The organism is Rhabdonatronobacter sediminivivens, assembly GCF_013415485.1.
In the GTDB taxonomy this organism is placed as follows: Bacteria; Pseudomonadota; Alphaproteobacteria; order Rhodobacterales; family Rhodobacteraceae; genus Rhabdonatronobacter; species Rhabdonatronobacter sediminivivens.
The window spans coordinates 14,989-41,564 of the sequence record NZ_JACBXS010000007.1; the positions used below are offsets into that span (position 1 = coordinate 14,989).

The window sequence follows — 26,576 nt, forward strand, 5'->3', positions numbered from 1 at the left end:
TGCCCGGACCGGGGAAATCCTATGATGTCTCATCTTTCGGCCTGGGCCTGAGGGATGATGCGGACTGGTTGAACAGGACGCTGTTGTTGTCGACCCGGTGCTGGCCCTTGTTCTGTTCGGACTTGTGCAGGTCAATGGCGCGCTGCACCGCCGGGCGTGCCTTGATCCGCGCGCGCCAGTCGGCCACGCGGGGAAAATCCGCGAGCGCGGCGCCAAGCGGCTTTGCGATGAAGGCCCAGGGAAAGGCCATCATATCGGCGATGGAGTACTCCCCCAGAATGTAGGGGCGATCCTCCAGGCGGTTTTCCAGAACACCAAGGTTGCGGTCATATTCGCCCAGATACCGCTTGAAGCCGTAGTCACGCTCATCTTCCGGCGCATAGTTCCTGAAATGGCTGAGTTGACCGGCCATGGGCCCCTGGTTGCCCACCTGCCAGAAAAGCCACTCCATCAATTCCTTGCGCGCGCGCAGATCGCCTGGCAGCGGCGCAAACTGCCCGGTTCTGTCAGCAAGATAGAGCAGAATCGCGCCGGATTCGAAGACGGTCACAGGGGCATCGCCCCATGCTGCATCCGGCGCATGATCGACGATGGCCGGCATCTTGGCATTGGGACTGATATCCAGAAACGCGGGCGCGAACTGGTCGCCCTTGCTGAGCCGCATCAGGATGGGGCGGTAGGCAAGGCCGGTTTCCTCCAGCATGATGGCGGCCTTCCACCCGTTGGGTGTGGGCGCGAAATAGAGATCGATCATCAGGTGCCCTCCTGCGTGTCGGTTGCGATGCCCTGCGCGATCATTTCGGCAATCTCGTCCGCGTCATAGCCGATCTGCGACAGCACCGCGCGGGTGTCTTCGCCAAGGCGGCGCGCGGGCGCCGGGGGGGCAAGCGGCGTGGCCGAGAACCGCGCCGGTGCCCTGGCCTGGCGGATCCGCCCGGCCTGCGGGTGGTCCTGTTCGATCACCGCTCCGTTGGCCTGCACCTGCGGGTGTGACCAGACCTGATCACGCCTCAGGACCGGTGCGCAGGGCACGTCATGCGCGGTCAGGCGCTGCATCCAGTTGTCGGTGGTGTCTGTGATCAGGGCCTCCTGTGTCAGCTCCAGCCGGGCGGGTTTGTGCTCTTCTCGTGCGGCAACGGTGGCGAAGCGGGGGTCTGTCAGCCAGTCCGGGCGGCCCACGGCGGCCGACAGGCCCGCCCATGTGCTGTCAGTATGGGCAGAAACCGCCATCCATCCATCGGTGGTCTGGTAGATGAGTTCGACAAAACTCTGCGCGTCATCGCCTTGCGCAGGGGCCAGCTCATCACCGACGAAGGTATAGCCCGCCATGTCAGAGCTCCACAGAAACGCCAGCACGGTGTCGAGCATGGAAATCCGGACATGGCTTCCCTCGCCCGTGCGCGCACGGGCCAGAAGTGCCGCCGTGATCGCCTGCGCGGTCTGCACCGCGGTCAGCTTGTCCGGCAGGATGGTGCGGACCAGCCGGGGCCGGGCGGCATCAGCGCCGCCCTGTAGGCTGGCCAGCCCCGAAAGCGCCTGGATCAGCGGATCATAGACCGGCCTGCGCGCCCAGTCGCCGGTGAAGCCGAAACCCGCGATGGAGGTGTAGATGATGTCCGGCCGGACCGCGCGCACGGCGGCCTCTCCCAGCCCGATCCTCTCGGCCACACCGGGGCGGAAATTCTGCACGAACACATCGGCAGTTTCGCACAACCGCAGCGCGGCCTTGACGCCGCGCGGGGTCTTCAGATTCAGCGTCACCGACTTCTTGCCCCGATTGTTGTTGAGAAAGGACGCCGCGAACCCGCCGCGCCGCCCGGTCACCTGCCGACTGTGATCGCCACCATGGGGGTGCTCGATCTTGATCACCTCGGCACCCTGATCGCACAGCGTCATGGTGGCCAGCGGCCCCGAGATCATGGTGGTCAGGTCAATGACCCGAAATCCGTGCAATGGTCCTGGCATCCGGGGGGCCTCCGGTCTGGAAAGGAACGCGCTTGGGCAGGGTGAACAGACCACGCCCAGTGGTGGCCGTCCAGCCGGATTTCGGGTGGGCTGCAGGTCTGTTGCGCATCGTAGCGCCGTCCTTCCGCCAGGGCCGACACCGCCAGCTTGCCCGGCGCGCGCGCCAACCGGATCGGTGGCATCGGTGCTGCCATGCTGCGGCCTGCAGGTGTCGGCGGCCAGGCTCTTTGCATTATCCGCCGCGCGCGCTACCGTCTCGCGCAAACCGGATCGGCAGAAAGAGAAACCCATGCAAGCCTTTGGAAAAAGTCAGTCGGTGCACAGGATCGAAGACAGGCGGCTGCTGACCGGACAGGGGCGCTTTCTGGATGACATCGCCCCGCGCGATGCTCTTCACGCGGTGTTCCTGCGCGCGCCCATCGCCCATGGCCGGATCACCGCGCTGGACCTGTCCGATGCGCGCGCCGCGCCGGGGGTGCATGCGGTGTTCGATGCCGCCGCGCTGGCGCAGGCGGGCCTTGCCCCGGCGATGGAGGCCAGCCTGCGCACCAACCGCGATGGCTCGCAGGGGGCCAATCCGCCGCGCCCGCTGCTGGCGGGGGACCGCGTCTGCTTTGTCGGCCAGCCTGTGGCCATGGTGGTGGCCGATACCGCCGCGCAGGCCCGTGACGCGGCCGAGATGATCGATCTGGATCTGGACCCGCTGCCCGCGCATCTGGCGCTGGAACCCGGCGGGCCGCAGATCCACCCGGAAGCGCCCGAGAACATCGCCTATGACTGGGCCATCGGCGATGAGCAGGCGGTCGAGGCCGCCTTTGCCCGTGCCGCCCGCAGGGTGGCGATCACCGTGGAACAGCCGCGCCTGCTGGCGGCCTCGATGGAGCCGCGTGGCGCCTGTGCCGAATGGGACGGGCAGCGCCTGCATCTGTGTTTCAGCGGGCAAGGCGTCTGGACCATGAAGGAGCGGTTGGCCAGAATGCTGCACCTGGCGCCCGCGGATGTGCGCGTCACCATCCCAGATGTCGGCGGCGGCTTCGGCATGAAGGCCATGCCGCATCCGGAATATTTCGTCGTCGCCCATGCGGCTCGGGCGCTGGGGCGGGCGGTGCGCTGGGCCTCGGACCGGTCCGAGGCCATCCTGTCGGACAATTCCGCCCGCGACCTGCGCTCGGACGCGGAACTGGCGCTGGATGAGAATTACAGAATTCTGGCCTATCGGGTGCGGAACTGGTCGAATCTGGGCGCGTTCAATTCAGAATTCGCACAAGGGATTCAGTCGGGGCTGTTTTCCATGGTGGCCACCGGGGCTTATGCGATCCCTGCGGCGATGGTGCACAGCCGGGGCATCTACACCAACACCACCCAGGTGGATGCCTATCGCGGCGCTGGCCGCCCCGAGGCGATCACGGTGCTGGAGCGCCTCATGGACAAGGCCGCGCGGCAACTGGGTCAGTGCCCGTTCGACCTGCGGCGCCGCAATTTCATCGCGCCCGATGCCTTCCCGCATGACACCCTGGCGCAGGACCGGATCATGGACGGTGAATTTGCCCGGGTGCTGGAGCGCGCGCGGGCCGAGGCCGATGTCGCAGGCTTCCCCGCCCGCCGCGCCGAAAGCGAAGCGCGCGGGATGCGCCGGGGGCTGGGGCTGTGTTTCTACATCGAAAGCATCCTGGGCAATCCGACCGAAGGTGCCGCGGTGGAATTCCACGCCGATGGCACGCTCACGCTGTTTGTCGGCACCCAGTCCAACGGGCAGGGGCATGAAACGGTGTTCGCGCAATTCCTGGCGGATCAGACCGGGGTTCCGTTGGACGCGATCCGGGTGGTGCAGGGCGACAGTGACCGGATTGCTCGCGGCGGGGGGACCGGCGGCTCTCGCTCGGTCACGGTGCAGACAACGGCAACGGTGGCCATGGTGGGCCAGATGACCGAAGCCTTTGCCGCCTTTCTGGCGCCCGAGCTGGGTGCGGATGTGGCGTTCGAGGACGGCACCTTTCGCGCGGCCGGGTCCAACCGCACCTTGACGCTGATCGAAGCCGCAGCCCTGGCCCGTGCCGAAGGCCGCGACGATCTGCTGCGCCACGAGGCCTCGGCCACGCTGGAGGCGCGTTCCTACCCCAATGGCGCCCATCTGGCCGAGGTCGAGATCGACCCCGAAACCGGCGCCCTGCGGCTGGAGCGCTATACGGCGGTGGATGATTTCGGCAACCTGCTGCATCCGCGTCTGGTTGAAGGGCAGGTGCATGGCGGGATTGTGCAAGGCTTCGGGCAGGCGCTGAGCGAGCGGGTGGTGTTCGACCCGGACGGGCAGCCCCTGACCGGCAGTTTCATGGATTATGCCCTGCCGCGCGCCAGTGATCTGCCCTTCCTGCGCTTTGTGTCCGAGCCGGTGCCGACAGCCACCAATCCGCTGGGGGTCAAGGGCTGCGGCGAGGCGGGAACGGTGGGGAGCATCGCCGCGCTGGTCAATGCGGTGCAGGACGCGCTGGGCGATGGGGCAGACGTGCAGATGCCGCTGACGCCGCAGCGCATCTGGGAGCTTTTCGCGCGCAGCGCCTGAGGCTGCGGCGCCAGAGCCACGCCCCCGGGGCGCGCCCACCCACCCACCCACGCGCACCCCGGTGCCGTGGCTCTGGCGCCGCGGGGGATGTTGAATTTGCGATGTTTGCCGCTTTCGGGTTTCTGGCTGTAGTCTGGTGTTTTCAAATTCTTCAATGAGTTAATGAAAAAAACAGGCCCGCTGTGGGGCGGGCCTGTGGGGTTGGTGACAGATTTCGAACCTTGGGCGGCTCAATCCTCCATCGCCTCCAGTTCGTCGATGAAGCGCGCGATCATGCTCAGCCCCTTGTCCCAGAACTTCGGGTCCGAAGCATCCAGCCCGAAGGGCGCCAGCAGGTCCTTGTGGTGTTTGGACCCGCCCGCGCGGAGCATGTCGAAGTATTTTTCCTCAAACCCCTCGGGGGATTCTTCGTAGACGGCGTAAAGCGCGTTCACCAGCCCGTCGCCGAAGGCATAGGCATAGACGTAAAAGGGCGAGTGGACAAAATGCGGGATATAGGCCCAGAAGGTCTCATACCCGTCCATGAAGTTGAACACGGGGCCAAGGCTTTCGGCCTGCACGCTCATCCACAGGGCGTTGATGTCATCGGGGGTCAGCTCTCCGCCGCGGCGCGCCTCATGGAGTTTGCATTCGAAGTCATAGAAGGCGATCTGGCGGACGACCGTGTTGATCATGTCCTCGACCTTGCCCGCCAGCAGGGTCTTGCGCTCGGCATTCGTTTTCGCCTGGGCCAGCAGGCGACGGAAGGTCAGCATCTCGCCGAAGACGCTGGCGGTTTCGGCAAGCGTCAGCGGGGTGGATGACAAGAGTTCTCCCTGACCGGCGGCCAGGCGCTGGTGCACGCCGTGGCCCATTTCATGGGCCAGCGTCATCACATCGCGCGGTTTGCCCAGGTAATTGAGCATGATGTAGGGGTGCACATCGGTGACGGTGGGGTGGGCGAAGGCGCCCGGGGCCTTGCCCGGCTTCACCCCCGCATCGATCCAGCCACGGTCAAAGAAGGGTTCGGCCAGGTGGGCGAGGTCGGGGGAAAAGCCCTTGTAGGCCTCCATCACCGTGGCGCGGGCTTCGTCCCAGCCGATGGTTCTGGGCGGCTCGACCGGCAGGGGGGCGTTGCGGTCCCACACCTCCAGCTTGTCCAGCCCCATCCAGCGGGCCTTGAGCGCGTAATAGCGGTGCGAGAGCTTCGGATAGGCATTCACCACGGCGTCGCGCAGGGCCTGGACGACCTCGGGTTCCACATGATTGGCCAGGTGGCGGGCGTGCTGGGGCGAGGGCATCTTGCGCCAGCGATCCTCGATCTCCTTTTCCTTGGCCAGCGTATTGTGGACGCGGGCAAAGAGCCGCAGGTTGCGGCCGAACACAGCGGCGAGTTCGCGGGCCGCGGCCTCGCGCCGGGCGCGGTCAGGATCGGTCAGCAGGTTGAGGGTGGATTCGAGGGCCATCGCCTCGCCATCAACAGTGAATTCCAGCCCGGCCATGGTTTCATCGAACAGGCGGTTCCAGGCGGCGGCGCCGACGGTGGACTGGTCATGCAGGAATTTTTCCAGCTCATCCGAAAGCTGGTGCGGGCGCATGGCGCGCATGCGGTCGAACACGGGCTTGTAGCGGGCCAGATCGGCATTGGCGGCGAACAGCGCGGCCAGTGCGGCATCGTCGATCCGGTTGAGTTCCAGCGTGAAGAACACCAGCGGCGTGGTGGCCACGGTGACGCGGTCCTGGGCATCGGCCATGAACTTGGCGCGGCCCGCGTCGGTGGTGTTCTGGTAGTAGCGCAGCCCCGCATAGGACATCAGACGCCCGGCCAGCAGGTCGATCCGCTCATAGCGCAGCACGCATTCAAGCATCCCGGCAGCGTCCAGCCCTGCCAGTTTACCCTCGTAATCGGCGGCGAATGCGGCGCAGGTTTCCTCCAGCGCTGTGAAGTCGCGGGCTATTTCGGGCGCATCGGGGGCGGGGTACAGATCGCTCAGATCCCATTCGGGCAGGTCACCGAAGCCTTTGCCTGTGGTGGCATCGGCGTCGAAGACGGGCATCTTGATATGGTTTTTCATGCGCTCCTCGCGGTTGTTTCAGGAGTTTTAGGCGTTGCGTGGACAGCTGGCAACCGGGGGGCGATCTGCTGCCGCAGGGATACGCGCTGGGGGGCGATGACCCTCCCGGGATATTGATATCGTGCATTATTCGCTGGCATTCTTGGCGTTGTGCGACAAGAATGAAGGCAAATGCGGGCATGGCCATGCGAGGCATACGGGCCGGGCATGGCGCTTCTTGCAGCCGCGCAAGACCGTGGCGTTCAGCAATTACGAGGTGGCGCAGCAGTGAAACAGGCGGAGTTCTTCAACGAGATGTTCGAAGATGGCGCGGTGCGCGCGTCATATCAGGGCTTGCAGGGCTGGATGGGCGACATGCCCGCCGAATTGCGCAGCCTCAAACAGGCCGAGGCTGAGGAACTGTTTCGCCGCATCGGCATTACCTTTGCCGTCTATGGCGAAGGGGGCGACCCCGAACGCCTGATGCCATTTGACATGTTTCCGCGAGTGTTCGCGCAGGAGGAATGGCGCCGGTTGGAGCGTGGCGTGGTGCAACGGGCCAAGGCGCTGAATGCGTTTCTGGCCGATGTCTATGCCCGTGGCGAGATCGTGCGCGCCGGGCTGGTGCCGCGCGATCTGGTCTATCGCAATGAGGCCTATGAGGCCGCCGTGGTGGGCTTCACGCCCCCGCGCGGGGTGTTCAGCCATATCGTCGGCGCGGATCTGGTGCGCACCGGGCCGGATGAGTTCTTTGTGCTGGAGGACAATTGCCGCACGCCTTCGGGCGTGTCCTACATGCTGGAAAACCGCGAGATCATGATGCGGCTGTTCCCGGGTCTGTTCCGCGAGAACCGGATCGCCCCGGTGGATGGCTATTCCGAGGAGTTGCGCCGCACGCTGGCCTCGGTCGCGCCGCGCAAATGTGAGCGGGATCCGACGATCGTGATCCTCAGCCCCGGCGCCTATAACTCGGCCTATTACGAGCACAGTTTCCTGGCCAACCTGATGGGGGTGGAACTGGTCGAGGGGCAGGATCTGTTCGTGGAGGGTGAGTTCGTCTGGATGCGCACCACCGAAGGGCCGCAGCGGGTGGATGTGATCTATCGCCGGATCGATGACGCCTTCATCGACCCGCTGTGTTTCCGCCCCGATTCGATGCTGGGCGTGCCGGGATTGATGGATGTGTATCGATCCGGCGGGGTGACCATATGCTCGGCCCCCGGGGCCGGTGTGGCCGATGACAAGGCGATCTATTGCTTCGTGCCCGAGATGGTGCGCTTCTATCTGGGCGAGGAGCCGATCCTGCAGAACGTGCCCACATGGCAATGCGCCAGGCCCGATGATCTGAAATATGTGCTGGAGCATCTGCCGGAGCTGGTGGTCAAGGAGGTCCATGGCTCGGGCGGTTACGGGATGCTGGTGGGGCCGAAATCCACGCGTGAGCAGGTGGAGAGTTTCCGCGACCGGATCCTGGCGAAGCCCGGGAATTACATCGCCCAGCCGACATTGTCGCTGTCCACCTGCCCGACATTCGTGGGCGAAGGCGTGGCGCCGCGCCATGTGGATCTGCGGCCCTATTGTCTGGTGGGTGAGCGGGTGACCCTGGTGCCAGGGGGGTTGACGCGGGTGGCGATGACCGAGGGGTCTTTGGTGGTCAATTCCAGCCAGGGGGGCGGGGTGAAGGATACATGGGTGCTGTCGGAATGAGCGGGGTTGCTGTGTGCCGCGCGGTGCAGGGGGCTGCCGCCCCCGCCCAGCCCCGCAAGGGGGCTGGACTCCCCCGCGAGTATTTTCGGCAAGAAAATGCAGTGAGCGGGGTTGAGACATGCTGAGCCGGACGGCCGCCAATCTGTTCTGGATGGCGCGTTACATCGAGCGTGCCGAAACCGCTGCACGGTTGCTGGAGGTGGGCGAGCGGATGTCGCTGATCCCCAGCACCGGGGCCGGCAATCGCAACGAATGGGTGCCCTTGTTGCAGGCCAATGGCAGCCATGATGGGTTCATGGCCAAGTATCGCGACCCGGTGCAGCGCAATGTCGAAAGTTTCATGTTCTTTGACCGGGACAACCCATCGTCGGTGGCGTCCTGCATCACGGCGGCGCGCGAAAACGCGCGGATCGTGCGCACGGCCCTGACCAGCCAGGTGTGGGATGCGCTCAACACCGCCTATCAGGAGTTGATGGCGCTGGAGCGGACCGAACGGTCCGAACTGCCCCTGACCCGGCTGACGGAATGGACGCTGCGCAGCAGCGCGCTGATCCGTGGGGCCATCGATGCGACGCAATTGCGCAACGATGGCTATGATTTCATGAATATCGGGTTTTTCCTGGAACGTGCGGACAACACCGCGCGGCTGATGGATGTGAAATATTTCGTGCTGCTGCCGCGGGTGGAATTCGTGGGCTCGGGGCTGGACAATTACCAGTGGACGACGCTGCTGCGGGCGCTCTCGGCGCATCGGGCGTTTCACTGGGCGTATGGCGGCGAGGTCACGGCTTCGAAGATCGCGCATTTCCTGATTCTTAACCGGCAGTCGCCAAGATCGCTGCTGACCTCGGTCCAGGGGGTGAATGATCATCTGGACAGTCTGGCCCGGGGCTATGGCACTGCCACCATCGCCCAGAGCCGGGCGCGGGCGCTGCTGGGGGGGCTGGCCGAATTGACCATTGACGAGGTATTCGACGAGGGGTTGCACGAGTTCCTGACCCGCTTCATCGGCGAGGTGTCGGATGTCGGCGGCGCCGTGTTCGATGTCTATCTGAGTGGAGACACGCGATGATCCTGACCATCGCCCATGAGACGCTGTATCGCTATGACCACCCCATGCGCGGGGTGGTCCAGACCCAGCGGCTGACCCCGGCGCGGTTTGACGGGCAGACGGTTCTGGACTGGTCGGTGGAGGTTTCGGGCTGCGATGGGGCCTCGGTCCTGTGGGGCGGGGGCTTTCGCGATGGGGCGGGCGATTGGGTGCAGGGCTGCACCGTTGTCGGTCCGGTCAGCGCGGTGAGCGTGCGCGTGACCGGGCGGATCGAGACCAATGACCTGAGCGGCGTGCTGCGTGGCCACCGGGAGCGGATCCCGCCCGAGGCCTATCTGCGCCACACGCCCGCCACCGCCCCGGATGTGGCCCTGCATGAGCTGGCACAGGCGGCCGTGGCCGAGACGCAGGAGCCGCTGGCCCGTGCCCATGCGCTGGCCGGGGCCGTGCAGGCGGCCATCGCCTATCGCCCCGGCGTGACCGAGGCGCATACGACCGCTGCCGAATCCCTCGCGCTGGGGGAGGGGGTGTGCCAGGACCATGCCCATGCGTTGATTGCCGCCGGGCTTTGTGTCGGCATCCCGGGGCGGTATGTCTCGGGCTATCTGCAGGCGACCGAGGACGGCGCCCCGCATGAGGCTGCCCATGCCTGGGCGGAACTGTTCGTGCCCGGTCTGGGTTGGGTGGGGTTCGATGCCTCAAACGGGGTTTGCCCGGATGACCGCTATGTCCGGCTGGGTTCGGGGCGCGATGCGCGCGAGGCGGCGCCCATCCGCGGCATCGCCCGCGGTCCGGGAGCTGAGAGCCTTGACGTCACGGTTGCGGTGAATATCGCGCAGCAGTAAGGCGGATTGATCGGATGCGGCAGCGAAAGGGCCCCGCCAGATGACCTATTGCGTGGGTTTGCTGCTAAAGGAGGGCATGGTTCTGCTGTCCGACACGCGTACCAATGCGGGTCTGGACAACATTGCTACCTATCGCAAGATGTTCCTGTTCGAAGAGCCGGGGGAGCGTATCATCGCCATCCTGACCGCCGGCAGCCTGTCGGTGACGCAGACCACACTGGCGCGGCTGGAAGAGGCCATTCACGCCGAGACCGAGGATACCCCCAGCATCCTCGCCGCCCCCACCATGCTGCAGGTGGCGGAAATTGTCGGTCGCACGCTCAACGCCGTCAGCCAGGAGGTCGCGGACAAGTTGACGCGCATGAAGCAGGCGGCCAGTGCTTCGATGATCGTGGCGGGGCAGCGCAGGGGCGGCGCGATGCGCATGTTCCTGATCTACCCCGAAGGAAATTTCATCGAAGCCACCGAGGACACGCCCTATCTGCAGATCGGTGAGCACAAGTATGGCAAACCGATCCTGGACCGCGTGATCACCCCGCAAACGCCGCTGGCCGATGCTGAGAAGGCGGTGCTTCTGTCCATGGACAGCACCCTGCGGTCGAACCTGTCGGTGGGGATGCCGCTGGATCTGGCGGTGATCGAAAAGGACGCCTGCGCGGTAACCCGGTCGCGCCGGATCGAAGCGGGCGATGCCGCCTTTGCCGCCATGTCCGAGGCCTGGTCCGCCGCGCTGCGCGATGCGTTTCGCCGGATCACGCTCTGACGCGCCTGCGTCGCGTTCCGGTTCACGGCGGCGTGCGGGCCGGGGTATTCCCCCGGTGGCGCAACCTGCGCTAGGGTGATGTCGGAGCTTTAGCTTTTGGGGGCGCGATGCGCTGGATTTTCCGATTTCTGGGGGTCTTGGCCTCGATCGCCGTGCTGGCGTTGCTGGCGCTGTTTCTGATCCCGACTGAACGCATCGCCGTCATTGCCGCCGAACGGTTTCAGGCTGCCACAGGCCGGGCGCTGAGCATCGAGGGCGCGGTGCGCCCTTCGATCTATCCACTGATCGGGGTGCGGATGGAGGCGGTGACGCTGGCCAATGCGCCCTGGTCCGAGGCCGGGCCGATGCTGCAGGCCGAAGGCATCGATGTGGGGCTGGATGTCGCCGCGCTCTGGGCCGGGGATATCGTGATCCGGCGGTTGGAACTGCGCGCGCCGCGGCTGCTGCTGGAACGCGCCGCCGATGGGCAGGAGAACTGGCAATTGGCCCCTGCGGGCGACGGGGGCGGCGCGGGGGGCAGCGGCCAACCCGGGCGCGAGATCACGCTCGATCTGGCCGAAATCAGCGATGGGCAGGTGATTTTCCGCGATCATGGCACAGGGACGGGGTTCGCGGCCTCGGGGCTGGATCTGGATCTGCGCCTGCCGGACCCCGCGCGCGAGGCGACGCTGCGCGGACGCGGGGTGGTCAACGGGCAGGACGTGACACTGGATCTGACGCTGGCCCGTCCGCGCGCGCTGCTGGAGGGGCAGGTCTCAGCCGTGACGCTGCGGGCCGAAGGCGCGGGCGCGCGGCTGGGTTTTGACGGGCGCATGGGGGTCGCGCCGATGTCGGCTGAGGGGCAACTGGATCTGGACGTGCCCTCGGCGCAGCCGGCGCTGGCCTTGCTGGGCTTGGCCGGGGTTGAATTGCCAACGGCGCTTGTCCCGCTGCGGGTTTCGGGGCAGTTGACGCGCAGCGCCGAGGGCAGCCTGCATCTGCGTGAGGGGGCCCTTGCCCTTGGCCCCAACCGGATGCGCGGCGCGCTTGATCTGCGCCCGGGCAGCGAGCGGCCACATCTGACCGCGCAGCTTGCCGCCGATGCGCTGGATCTGCGCGCCTTTGGTGGGGCGCCGGGGGGCGGTGGCGGCGGGGCGCCGGGCTGGTCGCGCGCACCGCTGAATCTGGCGGCACTGGGGGGGGTGGATGCCGAAATCTCTCTGACCGCGCCATCGGTGGAAACGGGAATCGTGCGGCTGGATCAGACCCGGCTGGGCCTGCGACTGGACAATGCCCGGGCCGTCTTCGATCTGCGTGAGCTGCGCCTGTTTGACGGGGTGCTGACCGGCGAGTTCGTTCTGAACGGCCGGGGCAGCGGTTCGGTCGGCGGGGATCTGCGGGCCGCGGATGTGGCGCTCTTGCCTTTCCTGCGCGATCTGGCCGGGTTTGAACGCCTTCAGGGGCAGGGCAACATGCAGCTACGGTTCCTGGGCGTGGGCGATTCCCTGCATGCGATCATGACCAGTCTTTCCGGCGAAGGGCGGATCGATCTGGGGCAGGGAGAGATCATCGGGCTGGATCTTGCCGGGATGCTCCGCAACCTCGACCTTGGGTATATGGGGGAGGGCGCGCGCACCATCTATGACAGCATCAGCGGCAGCTTCACCATGGAGGGCGGGGTGCTGCGCAATGATGATCTGCGGCTGACGGCATCGCGGCTGGATGTCACCGGGCGCGGAACGGTGGGGCTGGGAGAGCGCGTTCTGAACTATCGCGTCACCCCCGAGGCCATGCGCGACCCCGAAACCGGCCAGGCCCTGCGCGTGCCGGTGCTGATCACCGGGCCATGGGAGGCGCCGCGCTTCCGGCTGGATCTGGAAGGGTTGGCGCAGGACCGTTTGCGTGAGGAGCAGCAGCGCCTGGAAGAGATCGCCCGCGATGAAGCGCGCCGCCGAGAGCAGGATCTGCGGGACCGGGCCGAGCGTGCGTTGCAGGAGCGTCTGGGCGTGGAACGCGGCGCGGGCGAATCGCTTGAGGATGCTGCCCGCCGCAGGCTGGAACAGGAGATCGGGCGCGGGCTGGGCCGGTTGCTGGGCGGTGACTGATCCTGCATGATCCGGCGCGGGGCTGCTTGTCATGCGCCAAGGCGCCCCCGAGCCGCGCCCCGCGCGCCTCGGGGGCGCCTTTTGATGGTGTGGCCCCTTGCCCCGCTTGTCGGCAGCTTCCCTGCGGCCTCGGCCACGAATTGCTTGCCCGCCGCAAGGAGCAGCATATCATTCACGCAGTTTTCATCGGCGATCCCCAGGCCGGGCATTGCCGCCAGCAAAGGATATCCTGCGCTTGCCGTATCAAATGACCCGTGACAGTGACGCCTTGGTCCGGATCCAGGTGACCCCGAACCGGTCGCTTGGCACGCGTGGCTTTGTCTGGTTCATCGGCCTGACGGCTGGCTTCCTTGCGTTGCCGATGGTTGCCGTGGTGGGCACCATGGTGCTGTGGGGGTTGCTGCCCTTCATGGGGGCGGCGCTCTGGGGGGTATGGTACGCGCTGAACCGCAACAATGCCGACCGCGCCCGCCTGCGTGAGGAACTGACGTTGAGCCGTGACCAGATGCATCTGACCCGCTATCAACCGCGTGGCGCCCCTCTTACATGGGCGGCCAACCCCTATTGGGTGCAGTTGAAACTGACCGAGAAGGGCGGTCCGGTGGAGCAGTACCTGACCCTTTCGGGCGGCGGGCGCGAGGTTGAGCTGGGGGGCTTCCTGAGCCCCGAGGAGCGCGTGCAACTGCATGAAGACCTGCACCGCGTGCTGGCGCGCCTACGCTGAGCGGCAGCCAATTGCGCTTTCACGCGCCCGCGTTCTGTCCTACACAAAGCCATGCGCTGGACCGTACCAAATATCCTGACGATTCTGCGTCTGCTGGCCGCCCCGGGCGTGGCGGTCATGTTCCTGTATTTCCACCGCCCCTGGGCGGATTGGTTCGCCCTGGCGCTGTTTGCGCTGGCCGCGATCACCGATTTCTTTGACGGCTATCTGGCGCGGTCCTGGAAACAGGAAAGCCGCATTGGCGCCATGCTGGACCCCATTGCCGACAAGGCCATGGTGGTGATCGCGCTTCTGGTGATCACCGGCTATTCGGGCATGGACCCCTGGCTGATCCTGCCCGCCACGGTCATCCTGTTCCGCGAAGTCTTCGTCTCCGGCCTGCGCGAGTATCTGGGCGACCGGTCCGGGCTGCTGAAGGTCACCGCCCTTGCCAAGTGGAAAACCACGGCCCAGATGGTGGCTATCGCGGTGCTGTTCCTGGCCATGGGGCTGGAGTATGTGCGCGAAAACGCGCAGGCGCGCGAACACGCCGCCTTGCTGGAAACCCTGGCCGAGCTGGGGTCCGAGGAGTTGAACGTGGTGGTGGTGGCCGAATTCGGCGGCAATATCGTGTGGAACACCGGGTTGGCGCTGGTCTGGATCGCGGCCATCATGACGCTGATCACCGGCTGGGACTACTTCCGCAAATCCCTGCCGCTGCTCAAGGATGACGCAACATGAAACTGGATGTGCTGTATTTCGCCTGGGTGCGCGAACGTATTGGCGAACCGCGCGAGACCGTGGACACCGACGCCACCACCGTGGCCGATCTGGTCCGCGAACTCAGCGCGCGCGAGGATCGCTACGCGCTGGCGTTCTCGGACCTGTCGGCGCTGCGCGTGGCGGTGGATCAGGAACTCACCGCTTTTGACGCGCCTCTGGCAGGCGCACGAGAGGTCGCGTTCTTCCCGCCCATGACCGGGGGCTAGGTCCCATGTCCGTGCGTATCCAGCAAGAGCCCTTTGATTTTGGTGCCGAATGTGACCGTTTTGCCGCCGGGCGCAGCGATACGGGCGCGGTGGTGACCTTTTGCGGGATCGTGCGCGATGACGGCGGGCTGCACGCCATGGAGATCGAGCATTACCCGGGCATGACCGCATCGGCCATCACTGCCATGGTGGACACCGCGCGCACCCGCTGGGCGCTGACCGATGCGCTGGTGATCCATCGCTTCGGCCCCCTTGGCCCCGGCGAGCGCATCATGATGGTGGCCACCGCGGCACCCCACCGGGCGGATGCCTTTGCCGCCGCCGAGTATCTGATGGATTACCTCAAGTCTCGCGCGCCCTTCTGGAAGAAGGAGCGCACCGCCGAGGGCGCCCATTGGGTTGCGGCCAAGGAGGCCGATGAGGACGCCCTGTCGCGCTGGTAGCCGCGCGCCCATTGCCACCCCGCGCCCCTCGGCCCGTTCCCGGACATATGCTTTCGACCACTGCGGCGCAGGCCGCGGATGCGCCATGGGCTGCAACAGGCAGGGGTTTTCTGCTTGCCTTCAGGGAAGCGCGCCTGCTGATTGATACATAATTGATTTACGTTTATCCAGATGCTATGCAGGCCTAGTGCAGGGCAATCAACGATCCTGCAACGGGGGGAGGACTGGATGAGCGTTGTGCCGGTGAAATCTGCCGATCTGGATGCCGCCGAGGTATCCTGGTTCGCGGCACTCTGTTCGGATGACTATCGGTTTCTGGGCGTGCCCGAGGGCGATCTGCGCTCCAGCTGGGCGCATTGTTCCTCGATCCTGCAGCGGGCCGAGGCCAACGGCTTTCGCAACATCCTGTGCCCCTCCAGCTATCAGGTGGGGCAGGACACGCTGAGCTTCGTGGCCGCCGGGTCCCAGGTGACCGACCGGATCAACATGCTGGCCGCCATCCGCTGCGGAGAGATGCAGCCGATCATGCTGGCGCGCACCGTGGCCACGCTGGACCACATGCTGCAGGGGCGGCTGACGCTGAATGTGATCTCCAGCGATTTTCCGGGCGAAAAGGCCGACAGCGCCTATCGGTACCGGCGCAGCCATGAGGTCGTCCAGATCCTGCGCCAGGCGTGGGAGCGTGACGAGATCAGCCATGAGGGCGAGATCTACCAATTCCACAAGGTGCCCTCGGCCCCCGCGAAACCCTATCAGCAGAACGGCGGCCCGCTTCTGTATTTCGGCGGCTACAGTCCTGCGGCGCTGGAGCTCTGCGCGGCGCAGTGTGATGTCTATCTGATGTGGCCCGAACCAAAGGACCAGATCGCCGCGCGGATGCAGGCGGTGGCCGAGCGCGCCGAAGCCCATGGCAGAGTGCTGGATTACGGGCTGCGCGTGCATGTGATCGTACGCGACACCGAGGCCGAGGCCCGCGACTATGCCGAGCATCTGGTCAGCCAGCTCGATGACGAATTCGGCCGTACCATCCGGGATCGCGCGCATGATGCGGGCTCGCTGGGTGTGTCGCATCAGGCCCGCGCGCGCGAACTGGCCGATCAGTTCGGCTATGTGGAGCCGCATCTGTGGACCGGCGTGGGGCGGGCACGCTCGGGCTGCGGGGCGGCGCTGGTGGGCAGCGCCGATCAGGTCCTGTCCGAGATCGAGGCCTATCGCGCCATGGGCATCCGGGCCTTCATCTTCTCGGGCTATCCGCATCTGGATGAATGCGACCAGTTCGGCCGTCTGGTCATGCCTGAGCTGAAGACCTGTTCGCTGCCGCATGAATACGGGCGGGTTCCGGCCACCACCCCGCCGACCCCATTGGGAATTGGAGAGCGAGCATGATGGCCGGAGAATTCAAATGATGGAACGCGTGGAGCTTCCGGGCGGCGTGGCCCTGTCGCGGCTGGTCTATGGCATGTGGCGGCTGGGCGATGACACGGACACCCGCCCCGCCCATGTCCAGGCCAAGATCGAGGCCTGTCTGACCCAGGGCGTCACCACCATGGATCAGGCCGATATCTATGGCGACTATGGCGCCGAGGCCCTGCTGGGCGCCGCCCTGCGCGCCGCCCCCGGCTTGCGCGATCGGTTGGAGATCGTCACCAAATGCGACATCGTGGCCCCTGTGGGCCGCTATGCGGATGCGCGGGTGAAGCATTATGACACCTCGCCCGCGCATATCCGGGCGTCGGTCGAGGCATCCTTGCAGCATATGGCGACGGATCGGATTGATCTGCTATTGATCCACCGCCCCGATCCTCTGATGGACCACCACGCCACCGGCCAGGTGCTGGACGCGCTGGTGGCCGAGGGCAAGCTCCGCGCCGTGGGGGTGTCGAACTTCCGCCCCTGGGACTGGGAGCTGCTGCAATCGGCCATGACCACGCCGCTGGCCACCAACCAGATCGAACTCAGCCTGCTGTCGCGCGCGGCCTTCACCAATGGCGATCTGGCGCATCTGCAGCGGCTGGGCGTGCCGCCCATGGCCTGGTCGCCGCTGGCGGGGGGCGCGCTCTTTGGCACCGGCGCAGAAGCCGCGCGGCTGGCGCCGGTGCTGGCGCGGATGGGGGCCGCAGCGGGGGTGGGCGCGGATGCCGTGGCCGTGGCCTGGCTGCTGGCGCATCCCGCGCGGATCCTGCCGGTGCTGGGCACCAACAGTCTGGATCGGATCGCGCGGATATCGGACGCGCTGCGCGTCAACCTTGACCGGCAGGACTGGTTCGAACTCTGGACCGCCGCCGCCGGGGCCGAGGTGCCCTGACGCAATCACAGGCCCACCGAAGGGGGAGCGGTGGGCCATGACAGTTGAAACATGACGGGAGGAACCACAATGAAACGGATACTTGCCACCACCGCCACACTGGCGCTGAGCGCGGGCATGGCCCACGCGCAGGAGCTGCGCTTCATGTGCTATCAGGACGGCACCGAATGCCAGGCCTGGGAGGCGCAGTTCGAGACCTTCCACGCGGAAAACCCCGGCATCACCGTCATCGTGGACGAGGTGCCCTATGCCGCGATCATCGAATCCCTGCCCATCCAGCTTGAGGTCGGCGAGGGCCCGGATCTGGCCCGCGTGACCGATTACGGCGGGCTGGCGCGCTACATGCTGGACGTGCGGCCCCATGTCTCGGACGCCGATGCGATCGAGGCCCGCTATGGCCAGTCGCTGGCCTGGGCGCGGGTGGGCGACAATGCGCCCGATGGCATCTACAACATCGTGGACCAGCTGACCGCCACGGGCGGCTTTGCCAACAAGACCTTCTTTGAACAGGCCGGGGTGGACATGCCCGAACCCGGCGCCAGCTGGGCGGATTGGGCCGAGGCCAGCCGCGCCGTGCGCGACGCCGTGGGCGTGGATTTCGCCATGGCCATCGACCGCACCGGCCACCGCTTCGCCGCCCCCGCCATGTCCTTTGGCGCGGCGCTCTTCGATGACAATGGCGACCCCATTCTGGTGGATGACGGGTTCCGCGCCTTTGCCGAACAATTCGTCGCCTGGCATGAAGACGGCACCATGGCCCGCGATGTCTGGGCCGGTGCGGGGGGCGGCACCTATCAGGATGCCGCCGGAGAGTTCATCAACGCCAACCTGGTGATGTACTACTCGGGCAGCTGGCAGATCGGCCGCTTTGGCCGCGATATCGGCGATATGTTCGACTGGGTGGCCACCGGCGCCATCTGCGGCCCCGAGGCCTGCACCGGGATGCCCGGCGGGGCCGGGATCGTGGGCTTCAGCCACACCCAGCACCCCGAAGCCGTGGGCGCGGTGATGGAGTTCATCGCCCGTGATGACGTGCAAGCCGCGGTGCTGGCCCAGACCCGCAACATTCCCGCAAATGCCATGCTGCAGGAAGCGGGCATCGCCTATGAGGATGTCAGCGAGGATGTGGCCGCGGCCCTTACGGCCTTTGCTGCCTCGATCCCGTCCTTCTCGGACACGGCCTATGCGTTGCAGGGCTATGCCAACAACCGGGCGATCTATACCTCGATCCCGGCGCGGATCACCCAGGCGATCGTGGGCGAGCTGAGCCTGGACGAGGCGCTGGAGCGGCTGGACCAGGATATCGCCGACGCGCTGGCCGAAGCGCAGTAACACCCGACAGACGGCCCGGCCCCGTGGTTTCGGGGCCGGGGATCGCGCAAGGGGGCTGGGGCGATGGTGCAGATCAGGGCTGCGGGCGTTGCGCTCTATGAAGGGGCGTTCAACCTGCTGGAACGGCCCATGCTGGCCTTGCAGCGGGTGCTGGGCCAGCACCGGCTGGCCTGGGTGTTCCTGCTGCCGAACCTGCTGATCTTTGGCCTGTTCACCTTTGTGCCGATCATCCTGAACTTCGCCTTCGCCACCACCTCGGGCGACCGGATCATCATCGGTGACCGCCCGTATGTGGGGGCGGCGAATTTCGCCTCGCTCCTGGACTGCGAAAGTTACCTGAACCCCAACACCTGCCGGCGTGACCTGTTCTGGCGTGCGGTGCACAACACCGGCTGGTTCGTGGTGCTGCAGGTGGGGTTCATGGTGCTGTTTTCGCTGATCACCGCGCTGATTCTGAACCGCGATATCGTGCTGCGCGGGTTCTTCCGGGCGGTGTTCTTCTACCCGGTGCTGCTGTCGCCGGTGGTGGTGGCGCTGATCTGGAAATGGATCCTGCAGCGCAACGGGGTGCTGAACGCCGGGCTGGACTGGGCGGGCTTCGGCACGGTGAACTGGCTGCTCGAGGCCAACTGGGCCTTCTTCTGGATCGTCTTTGTGTCGATCTGGGCGAACATGGGGTTCTATGTGCTGATCCTGCTGGCGGGGCTGCAATCCATCCCCGGCGATGTCTATGAAGCGGCCGAGATGGACGGCACCCCGCGCTGGCGCCAGTTGCTGCGCATCACCCTGCCGTTGCTGATGCCCACCATGCTGGTGGTGCTGGTGCTCTCGCTCATCCGCGCGGTGCAGGCGTTTGATGAGATCTATGTGCTGACCGGCGGCGGGCCGGGATCGGCCACGACGCTGCTGATCCAGTATATCTATGACGTGGGCTTTGCCACGCGGCCGCGGGTCTATGGGTTGGCGGCGGCGGCCTCGCTGATGATGGCGGGGGTGCTGTTCGTGCTGACCATGGCGCAGCTGGCCGCCACCCGCAAACGCGGCGAAGACGGCTGAAGGGGGGCGGGCGGATGTTTTCCTGGCTTCTGGGACGGCGCGGGCGCAACGGGTTCGATCTGACCGACTGGCTGGCCTTTGGCTTTCTGGGGCTGGGGGTGGTGCTGATGCTGGGGCCGGTCCTGTGGCTGGTGCTGTCCAGTTTCAAGACCGAGGCCGCGTTGCAGGAATTCCCGCCCCGGCTGATGCCGCTGGCGCCGGTGATGGTGGAGGTTTCCGGGCATGCGGAGCCCTTGCCGCTCTACGCCATCACCGACGGCCCCGAGGCCGGGCGCGAACTGGCGCAGATCCGGCGGATCGGGCTGAATGCGCAGATGGTGGACCCCGCCCGCCCCGATGAGGTGCTGAACATCCATATCAACGACCGCGAGGCGATCCGCAGCGTGGCCGTGGCGACCGAGAATTACACCACCGTCTTCACGCGCTTCAACTTCCTGCTCTATTTCTGGAATTCGACCTTCATCACCGTGGTGGCGACAATCCTGACGGTGCTGTTCAATTCCATGGCCGCCTTTGCCCTGGCAAAGTATCGGTTCACGGGGCGCACGGCGGTGTTCGTGCTGATCATTGCCACGCTGATGATCCCGCCAACGATCACCCTGGTGCCGCTGTTCCTGGTGGTCAGCCAGATGGGGCTGGTCAACAGCCATTGGGGGGTGATCTGGCCCGCGATTGCCACGCCGACGGGGGTGTTCCTGCTGCGCCAGTATATGCTGACGATCCCCGACGACCTGCTCGATGCGGCGCGGATGGATCATGCCAGCGAATGGCGGGTCTACTGGAAGATCGTGCTGCCGCTCTCGGCCCCGGCGCTGGCGGTTCTGGTGATCTTTTCGGTCATGTGGCGCTGGAATGAGTTTCTGTGGCCGCTGATCGTGCTGAACCGGTCCGAGGTCTTTACCCTGCAACTGGCGCTCAACGCCTTTCAGGGGGAGTTGCAGACCAGCTGGTCGAACCTGCTGGCGATGACGGTGCTGACGCTGTTGCCGATCACGGTGGTTTTCGCGTTCCTGCAGAAATACATCACCCAGGGGATCGCGCAGTCAGGTGTGAAATGAGGCGCCTCGGGGGGCAGGGGGCGCTCCCGCCCGGCGCTGGTGGCATCGAAGATGCCACCGCTTCGGTTGGGCGTGGCGGCGGGCTGCGCGCCGCCGCCGGTCTGCAACTTCGGGCCGGGGTGAGGGGGTGGGGAATGTCCCTGCGTATTTGGGGCAAGATGAAGGGGCGGGGATGGCACGGGTAGAATTGCAAGGGTTGGTGAAGGACTACGGCGCGGTGCGTGTGGTGCACGGGATCGACCTGGACATTGCGGATGGCGAATTCTGTGTCTTCGTGGGGCCTTCGGGCTGTGGCAAGTCCACGTTGCTGCGGATGATTGCGGGGCTGGAAGAAATCTCGGGCGGGGATCTGCTGATTGGCGGGACCCGGGTGAATGACCAGCGCGCCAGCGAACGGGGGTTGGCGATGGTGTTCCAGACCTATGCGCTCTATCCGCATATGTCGGTGCGCCAGAACCTGGCCTTCGGGCTGGAGAATATCCGCATGCCGAAGGACGAGATCGCCCGCCGGGTGGGTGAGGCGGCGCGCATGCTGCAGCTGGAGCCCTATCTGGAGCGCCGCCCCAAGGCGCTTTCAGGCGGCCAGCGCCAGCGGGTGGCCATAGGCCGTGCCGTGGTGCGTGAGCCGCGGGTGTTTCTGTTTGACGAGCCCTTGTCCAACCTGGACGCGGAATTGCGCGTGACCATGCGCGGCGAGATTGCCGCCCTGCACCGGCGCATTGGCAATACCATGATCTATGTGACCCATGATCAGGTTGAGGCGATGACCATGGCGGACAAGATCGTGGTGTTGCGGGACGGGCGGATCGAGCAGGTGGGCAGTCCGATTGATCTCTACAATCGCCCCGCGAACCGTTTTGTGGCGGGGTTCATCGGTTCGCCCCGGATGAATTTCATACCCTGCACGGTGGTCGAGGCCGATGGCGCAGGCGCGGTGGTAGAGGATGCCACGGGCCGGGCGATATCGGTCGCGGTGGACGGGCGGGGATTGAACCCGGGCAACAAGGTTGACCTGGGCGTACGCCCGGAGCATCTGCGCCCCGGCACGGATCCTGAGAGTGGCGCTGAGAATGGCATCGCGGTCAGCGTGGGCAATATCGAGCAACTGGGGGGTGAGAGCTACCTGTATTGCAGCGCCGCCGATGGGCGCGAGGTGACGGTGCACATGCCGGGACAGACAGGCATCCGGCGCGGGGATACCGTGATGCTGGCGATCCGGCCGGAGTTCTGCCACCTGTTCCGGGCCAGCGATGGTGTGGCGCAGCAGCGCCTTCATGTCGGCGAGGCCGCGGGTCAGGCCCTGTAGCATCCGTAACGGCCGCCGTAGAAGACCAGGGGGCGGCCTTCCTGCCATTGGCTGCGCAGGATTTCGCCCACCATGATCATGTGGTCCCCGCCTTCGTGCAGGGCCGTGCGGCGACATTCGAACCGCGCAAGGCAGCCTGGCAGAAGCGGGGTGCCGTTCAACCCTTGCCCCAGATTCGGCAGCGCAAAGTCGAAACCGTTGCGGGCGAAATGGCTGGCAAGGTCCTGTTGGTCTTCGGCAAGCACATGGATGCAATAGGATTGCGCCGCCACGAAATGCTGAAACCGGGCAGAGGCCCTGGCCGGAGACCACAGCACCAGCGGCGGGTCCAGCGACAGGCTGGCAAAGCTGTTGGCCGTCATCCCTACGGGACCGACCCTGGCCAGAGTGGTCACCACCGTCACGCCGGTTGCAAAGCGCCCCAGTGCCTGGCGCAATGCGCGGGGGGAGGTGTTGGGGGCAGCAGCGCCGAGGTCGGGGCTTGCAGGGGGCATGGGGGCTCGTCACACTGGCGCAGGATGACGCTTGCGTAGCAGGCGGGAAAATGTAAATCAATAGTGTATCAATTTGAAGGCAGGACCTGCATGTCTGACCAGACCGGCGCCTTGCCGCGCTACCTGCAGATCAGCGAGTTGCTGATCCGTGATATTGCCGCCGGCCGGTTGCCCGATGGCAGTCGCTTGCCGCCGGAACGGGATCTGGCGGCGGAGCTTGGCGTGGCGGTGGGCACCCTGCGCAAGGCGCTGGATGATCTGGCCGGCAAGGGGTTGCTGGAACGGGTGCAAGGGTCCGGAAACTATGTGCGTGCGCGTGCCGATGTGCCCAGCATCTATGCCATGTTCCGGCTGGAACTGCCCGATGGCGGTGGCCTGCCCACGGCCGAGGTGCTTTCTGTACAGCGGCTGGTGAAACCGGCCACGCTGCCGCATTTCGGCACGGCGCCCGAGGCGCACCGCATCCGCAGGCTGCGCCGCCTGTCGGGGATTGCCGTGGCGATCGAGGAGATCTGGCTGGACGGCGACTATAGTGCGCAGCTGGAGCCTTCGGCGCTGTCGCAATCGCTGTATCTGCACTACCGGCGCGCGCTTGGCCTCTGGATCCAGCGCGCCGAGGACCGGATCGGCCTGGGCACCGTCCCCGACTGGGCGCCGCCCGGTTTTCCACTGCCGGAAGGGGCGCCTGCCGGGCATATCCTGCGCATTGGCTGGGCGCAGGACAATATGCGGGCCGAGGTCTCGCACACATGGTTCGACCCCGCGCGCGCCCAGTATGTGGCGCGGCTGACATAGGATGATCGGCATGATGGCACCCATTCGCTACGGGATCATTGGTTGCGGGATGATGGGGCAGGAGCACCTGCGCAACATCGCCCTTCTGGAGGGCGCCGCGGTGGCCGCGATCTTCGAACCGGATGCCCCGATGCGTCAGGCCGCGGAAATGCTGGCCCCGGAAGCGCGGTTTTACGAAAGCCTGGAGGCCTTGCTGGAGCATCCGGGGTTGAACTGCCTGCTGATCGCCAGCCCCAACCACCTCCATCTTGCGCAGATCGAAGCGATTGCCGCGCGCCAGCCGCTGCCGCTGCTGGTGGAAAAGCCGCTCTTTACCGACCCTGAGGCGGCTCCCGCGCTGGGCCGGTTGCGCGAGGGCTATCCGGCGCCGGTCTGGGTGGCCATGGAATACCGCTACATGCCCCCCGTGGCCCGGTTGATCGAACAGGCCGAGGCCGTGACCGGCGGCATCCGCATGCTGACCATCCGCGAGCACCGCTTTCCCTTTCTGCCAAAGGTGGGCGACTGGAACCGCTTCAACCGCAATACCGGCGGCACTCTGGTGGAGAAATGCTGCCATTTCTTTGACCTGATGCGCCATATCCTGCGCGATGATCCGGTCCGGGTGATGGCCAGCGCCGGGCAGGATGTGAACCATCTGGACGAAAGCTATGACGGCCAGCGCCCGGATATCTGGGACAATGGCTATGTGATCGTGGAGTTTGCCCGCGGTGCCCGGGCCATGCTGGAGCTGTGCATGTTCGCCGAAGGGACCCGCTATCAGGAGGAGATCAGCGCCGTGGGGCCAAAGGGCAAGATCGAATGCCTGGTGCCAGGGCCGGGGCGGTTCTGGCCCGCCGATCTGGGGCCGCAGCCGGTGCCGCAGGTGATCGTCAGCCCGCGTCTGCCCAAAGGCCCGCGCGCGCTGGAGGTGCCGGTGGACCCGCTGTTGCTGGATGCGGGCGACCACAATGGCTCCACCTATTACCAGCACCGCCGGTTTCTGGATGTCTTGCGGGGGCAGGGCAGGGTGGAAGTCACGCTTTCGGATGGATGGTGGGCGGTGGCCATGGGGATGGCGGCGCAGCACTCGGCCCGGACGGGCCAGGCGGTCAGTTTCGCCGAACTGCCCTATCATCCGGACGTGGCGGGGCCGACCGCGGCGCTGGCCACGGCAACATAAGCCGGGTCGGCGCGGACTCACGCGCGGCCTTCGGGCGGGGACGCGCTGCAGGACATGTACCTTCACAAAAAAGGCCCCGCCGAAGCGGGGCCTTTGGATATTTCCGGCATGGGTCCGCGTCAATGCGCGGGCTGCTTGTCCCATTCCTCGCGCTTCGGAAGCGTTTCAAAGGTATGCTCCGGCGGCGGGTTGGGCAGGGTCCATTCCAGGGTATCCGCGTGCTCGTTCCAGTAGTTCTTTTCCTCGACCTTCTTGCCGTGGCGCAGGGTGTAGTAGACCACGCCGATGAAGAACAGGAAGGACCCGAAGGAGATGAACGCCCCGATCGAGCTGACATAGTTCCACAGCGCGAAGGCCTCGGGGTAGTCGATGTAGCGCCGGGGCATGCCCTGACGGCCCAGGAAGTGCTGCGGGAAGAAGGTGATGTTCGACCCGATGAACATCGCCCAGAAGTGCAGCTTGCCCGCCCATTCCGGGTACTGTCGGCCGGACATCTTGCCGATCCAGTAATATATCCCGGCAAACAGGGCGAAGACGGCGCCGAGTGACATCACATAGTGGAAATGCGCCACCACATAATAGGTGTCATGGTAAACCCGGTCGATGGGCGCCTGGGACAGCACCAGACCCGTGACCCCGCCCACGGTGAACAGGAACAGGAAGCCGAAAGCCCAGAGCATCGGAGTTTCGAAACTGACCGACCCTTTCCACATGGTTGCGATCCAACTGAAGATCTTGATCCCCGTTGGCACCGCAATCACCATCGTCGCCGCCATGAAGTATGTCTGTTGGGTCAGCGACATGCCCACGGTATACATGTGGTGTGCCCAGACGATGAAGCCCAGCACCGCGATGGCGACCATGGCATAGACCATCGGCAGGTAGCCGAAGATCGGCTTGCGCGAGAAGGTGGCGATCACGTGGCTGATGATGCCGAAGCCCGGGATGATGATGATATACACCTCAGGATGGCCAAAGAACCACAGGATGTGCTGATAGAGGATCGGGTCGCCGCCCCCGGCAGGATCAAAGAAGGTGGTGCCGAAGTTGCGGTCCGTCAGCAGCATGGTGATGGCGCCGGCCAGCACCGGCAGGGCCAGCAGGATCATCCAGGCGGTGATGAAGATCGACCAGGCGAACAGCGGCACCTTGTGCAGGGTCATGCCCGGCGCGCGCATGTTCAGGAAGGTGGTGATGATGTTGATCGCGCCCAGGATGGACGACGCGCCCGATACGTGGACGGCAAAGATGGCCAGGTCCAGCGAATAGCCCGCCTCGGTGGTCGACAGGGGCGGATACAGCACCCAGCCCACACCCGAACCCAGCTGCCCGTTGCCCCCAGGCGAGAAGACCGAAAGCACAGCCAGGGTGGAGCCGGCGACGAACAGCCAGTAGGACAGGTTGTTCAGCCGCGGAAAGGCCATGTCCGGCGCCCCGATGTGCAGCGGCATGAAGTAGTTGCCAAAACCGCCGAACAGCGCCGGAATCAGCACGAAGAACATCATCAGGATGCCGTGCGCCGTGATCATCACGTTCCAGATATGCCCGTTGGGGGTGCATTCGCCTTCGGGCGCGGCGCTGAGGAAGCGCGCCCCTTCCATGCACATGTATTCGACGCCGGGCGTCATGAGCTCCATGCGCATGTAGACCGAGAACAGCACGGCGATGAAGCCGACGATGCCCGCAGTGAACAGATACAGAATGCCGATGTCCTTGTGATTGGTGGACATGAACCAGCGCACGAAGAAGCTCCGCGTGTCCTCATGTCCCCCGCCATGGGTGGCTGCGTCGGCCATAGGTGTCTCCCGTTCCCATTATTTTTTACGTCCAGCGCCGCCTGCGGGCCGAACACCGCAGACGAATACGCCTCCGTTTTAGAAGGTCGCAGCGGGCGGGGCAATGCAGATGATGTCGCAGGCGCGCGG

The 26,576-nt window shown here is 65.7% G+C and carries 24 protein-coding genes; 19 read left to right on the plus strand and 5 right to left on the minus strand.

Going from position 1 to position 26,576, the window contains the following annotated elements; all coding sequences use genetic code 11:
* Nucleotides 1–19: 19 nt before the first annotated feature.
* Together HUK65_RS04670 and HUK65_RS04675 are read right to left on the minus strand one after the other, a co-directional pair.
* On the minus strand, nt 20–754 hold the full coding sequence (locus HUK65_RS04670) for a glutathione S-transferase C-terminal domain-containing protein (RefSeq protein ID WP_179904986.1): 735 nt from the start codon (nt 752–754) through the stop codon (nt 20–22).
* The gene (locus HUK65_RS04675; RefSeq protein ID WP_179904987.1) at nt 754–1,965 is read right to left on the minus strand and encodes a CaiB/BaiF CoA transferase family protein; all 1,212 of its coding nucleotides are present in this window, start codon (nt 1,963–1,965) and stop codon (nt 754–756) included. The genes HUK65_RS04670 and HUK65_RS04675 overlap by 1 nt, the downstream gene beginning before the upstream one ends.
* A gap of 289 nt (nt 1,966–2,254) precedes the next feature.
* On the opposite strand from HUK65_RS04675, the gene HUK65_RS04680 reads away from it, so the two are divergent.
* Complete coding sequence (locus tag HUK65_RS04680; protein WP_179904988.1) at nt 2,255–4,525, plus strand: xanthine dehydrogenase family protein molybdopterin-binding subunit; 2,271 nt, start codon at nt 2,255–2,257, stop codon at nt 4,523–4,525.
* Between the two features lie 230 nt (nt 4,526–4,755).
* On the opposite strand, the gene HUK65_RS04685 is transcribed toward HUK65_RS04680, so the two are convergent.
* A complete protein-coding gene (locus tag HUK65_RS04685) occupies nt 4,756–6,561 on the minus strand; it encodes a M3 family oligoendopeptidase (RefSeq protein ID WP_235441765.1) in 1,806 nt (601 codons plus the stop codon).
* Between the two features lie 139 nt (nt 6,562–6,700).
* On the opposite strand from HUK65_RS04685, the gene HUK65_RS04690 reads away from it, so the two are divergent.
* The 16 genes from HUK65_RS04690 (at nt 6,701) to HUK65_RS04765 (ending at nt 22,200) form a co-directional block, all read left to right on the plus strand.
* Nucleotides 6,701–6,850 (plus strand): hypothetical protein, encoded by a 150-nt coding sequence (locus HUK65_RS04690; protein ID WP_179904990.1) that lies wholly within the window; start codon nt 6,701–6,703, stop codon nt 6,848–6,850.
* A 23-nt stretch (nt 6,851–6,873) separates the two neighbouring features.
* Entirely contained in the window at nt 6,874–8,265 is a 1,392-nt protein-coding gene (locus HUK65_RS04695; RefSeq protein ID WP_179905095.1) for a circularly permuted type 2 ATP-grasp protein, read from the plus strand.
* A gap of 118 nt (nt 8,266–8,383) precedes the next feature.
* The gene (locus HUK65_RS04700) at nt 8,384–9,337 is read left to right on the plus strand and encodes an alpha-E domain-containing protein (RefSeq protein ID WP_179904991.1); all 954 of its coding nucleotides are present in this window, start codon (nt 8,384–8,386) and stop codon (nt 9,335–9,337) included.
* Complete coding sequence (locus HUK65_RS04705; RefSeq protein WP_179904992.1) at nt 9,334–10,161, plus strand: transglutaminase family protein; 828 nt, start codon at nt 9,334–9,336, stop codon at nt 10,159–10,161. The genes HUK65_RS04700 and HUK65_RS04705 overlap by 4 nt, the downstream gene beginning before the upstream one ends.
* Nucleotides 10,162–10,201: 40 nt before the next feature.
* Nucleotides 10,202–10,924 carry a proteasome-type protease gene (locus HUK65_RS04710; RefSeq protein ID WP_179904993.1) on the plus strand — a complete coding sequence of 241 codons (723 nt, stop codon included), beginning with the start codon at nt 10,202–10,204 and terminating at the stop codon, nt 10,922–10,924.
* Nucleotides 10,925–11,031: 107 nt separating this feature from the next.
* Nucleotides 11,032–13,008: an AsmA family protein gene (locus tag HUK65_RS04715; RefSeq protein WP_179904994.1), complete on the plus strand. Its 1,977-nt coding sequence runs from the start codon at nt 11,032–11,034 to the stop codon at nt 13,006–13,008.
* Nucleotides 13,009–13,255: 247 nt separating this feature from the next.
* A complete protein-coding gene (locus HUK65_RS04720; RefSeq protein WP_179904995.1) occupies nt 13,256–13,732 on the plus strand; it encodes a DUF2244 domain-containing protein in 477 nt (158 codons plus the stop codon).
* Between the two features lie 51 nt (nt 13,733–13,783).
* A complete protein-coding gene (gene pgsA / locus HUK65_RS04725; protein WP_179904996.1) occupies nt 13,784–14,452 on the plus strand; it encodes a CDP-diacylglycerol--glycerol-3-phosphate 3-phosphatidyltransferase in 669 nt (222 codons plus the stop codon).
* Between the two features lie 2 nt (nt 14,453–14,454).
* Nucleotides 14,455–14,700, plus strand: a complete 246-nt coding sequence (gene moaD, locus HUK65_RS04730; protein ID WP_179905096.1) for a molybdopterin converting factor subunit 1 — start codon at nt 14,455–14,457, stop codon at nt 14,698–14,700.
* Nucleotides 14,701–14,705: 5 nt separating this feature from the next.
* Nucleotides 14,706–15,143 carry a molybdenum cofactor biosynthesis protein MoaE gene (locus tag HUK65_RS04735; protein ID WP_179904997.1) on the plus strand — a complete coding sequence of 146 codons (438 nt, stop codon included), beginning with the start codon at nt 14,706–14,708 and terminating at the stop codon, nt 15,141–15,143.
* 228 nt (nt 15,144–15,371) lie between these two features.
* Nucleotides 15,372–16,529, plus strand: coding sequence for an LLM class flavin-dependent oxidoreductase (locus tag HUK65_RS04740; RefSeq protein ID WP_179904998.1), 1,158 nt, complete (start codon nt 15,372–15,374; stop codon nt 16,527–16,529).
* A 19-nt stretch (nt 16,530–16,548) separates the two neighbouring features.
* Nucleotides 16,549–17,448: an aldo/keto reductase gene (locus HUK65_RS04745; RefSeq protein WP_179905097.1), complete on the plus strand. Its 900-nt coding sequence runs from the start codon at nt 16,549–16,551 to the stop codon at nt 17,446–17,448.
* A gap of 69 nt (nt 17,449–17,517) precedes the next feature.
* Nucleotides 17,518–18,780, plus strand: coding sequence for an ABC transporter substrate-binding protein (locus tag HUK65_RS04750; protein WP_235441766.1), 1,263 nt, complete (start codon nt 17,518–17,520; stop codon nt 18,778–18,780).
* Nucleotides 18,781–18,843: 63 nt separating this feature from the next.
* The gene (locus tag HUK65_RS04755) at nt 18,844–19,836 is read left to right on the plus strand and encodes a carbohydrate ABC transporter permease (RefSeq protein WP_179905000.1); all 993 of its coding nucleotides are present in this window, start codon (nt 18,844–18,846) and stop codon (nt 19,834–19,836) included.
* Nucleotides 19,837–19,850: 14 nt separating this feature from the next.
* A complete protein-coding gene (locus HUK65_RS04760) occupies nt 19,851–20,894 on the plus strand; it encodes a carbohydrate ABC transporter permease (protein WP_179905001.1) in 1,044 nt (347 codons plus the stop codon).
* Nucleotides 20,895–21,066: 172 nt separating this feature from the next.
* On the plus strand, nt 21,067–22,200 hold the full coding sequence (locus HUK65_RS04765; RefSeq protein WP_179905002.1) for an ABC transporter ATP-binding protein: 1,134 nt from the start codon (nt 21,067–21,069) through the stop codon (nt 22,198–22,200).
* Here the strand turns inward: HUK65_RS04765 and HUK65_RS04770 are convergent.
* On the minus strand, nt 22,188–22,694 hold the full coding sequence (locus HUK65_RS04770) for a flavin reductase family protein (protein WP_179905003.1): 507 nt from the start codon (nt 22,692–22,694) through the stop codon (nt 22,188–22,190). The genes HUK65_RS04765 and HUK65_RS04770 overlap by 13 nt on opposite strands.
* A gap of 90 nt (nt 22,695–22,784) precedes the next feature.
* Here HUK65_RS04770 and HUK65_RS04775 point away from each other — a divergent pair, with 90 nt between their 5' ends.
* Both HUK65_RS04775 and HUK65_RS04780 read left to right on the plus strand, forming a co-directional pair.
* A complete protein-coding gene (locus tag HUK65_RS04775; protein ID WP_179905004.1) occupies nt 22,785–23,489 on the plus strand; it encodes a GntR family transcriptional regulator in 705 nt (234 codons plus the stop codon).
* 13 nt (nt 23,490–23,502) lie between these two features.
* Nucleotides 23,503–24,651: a Gfo/Idh/MocA family protein gene (locus HUK65_RS04780; RefSeq protein ID WP_235441773.1), complete on the plus strand. Its 1,149-nt coding sequence runs from the start codon at nt 23,503–23,505 to the stop codon at nt 24,649–24,651.
* A 119-nt stretch (nt 24,652–24,770) separates the two neighbouring features.
* On the opposite strand, the gene ctaD is transcribed toward HUK65_RS04780, so the two are convergent.
* A complete protein-coding gene (gene ctaD, locus HUK65_RS04785) occupies nt 24,771–26,447 on the minus strand; it encodes a cytochrome c oxidase subunit I (RefSeq protein WP_179905006.1) in 1,677 nt (558 codons plus the stop codon).
* Between the last annotated feature and the right edge of the window lie 129 nt (nt 26,448–26,576).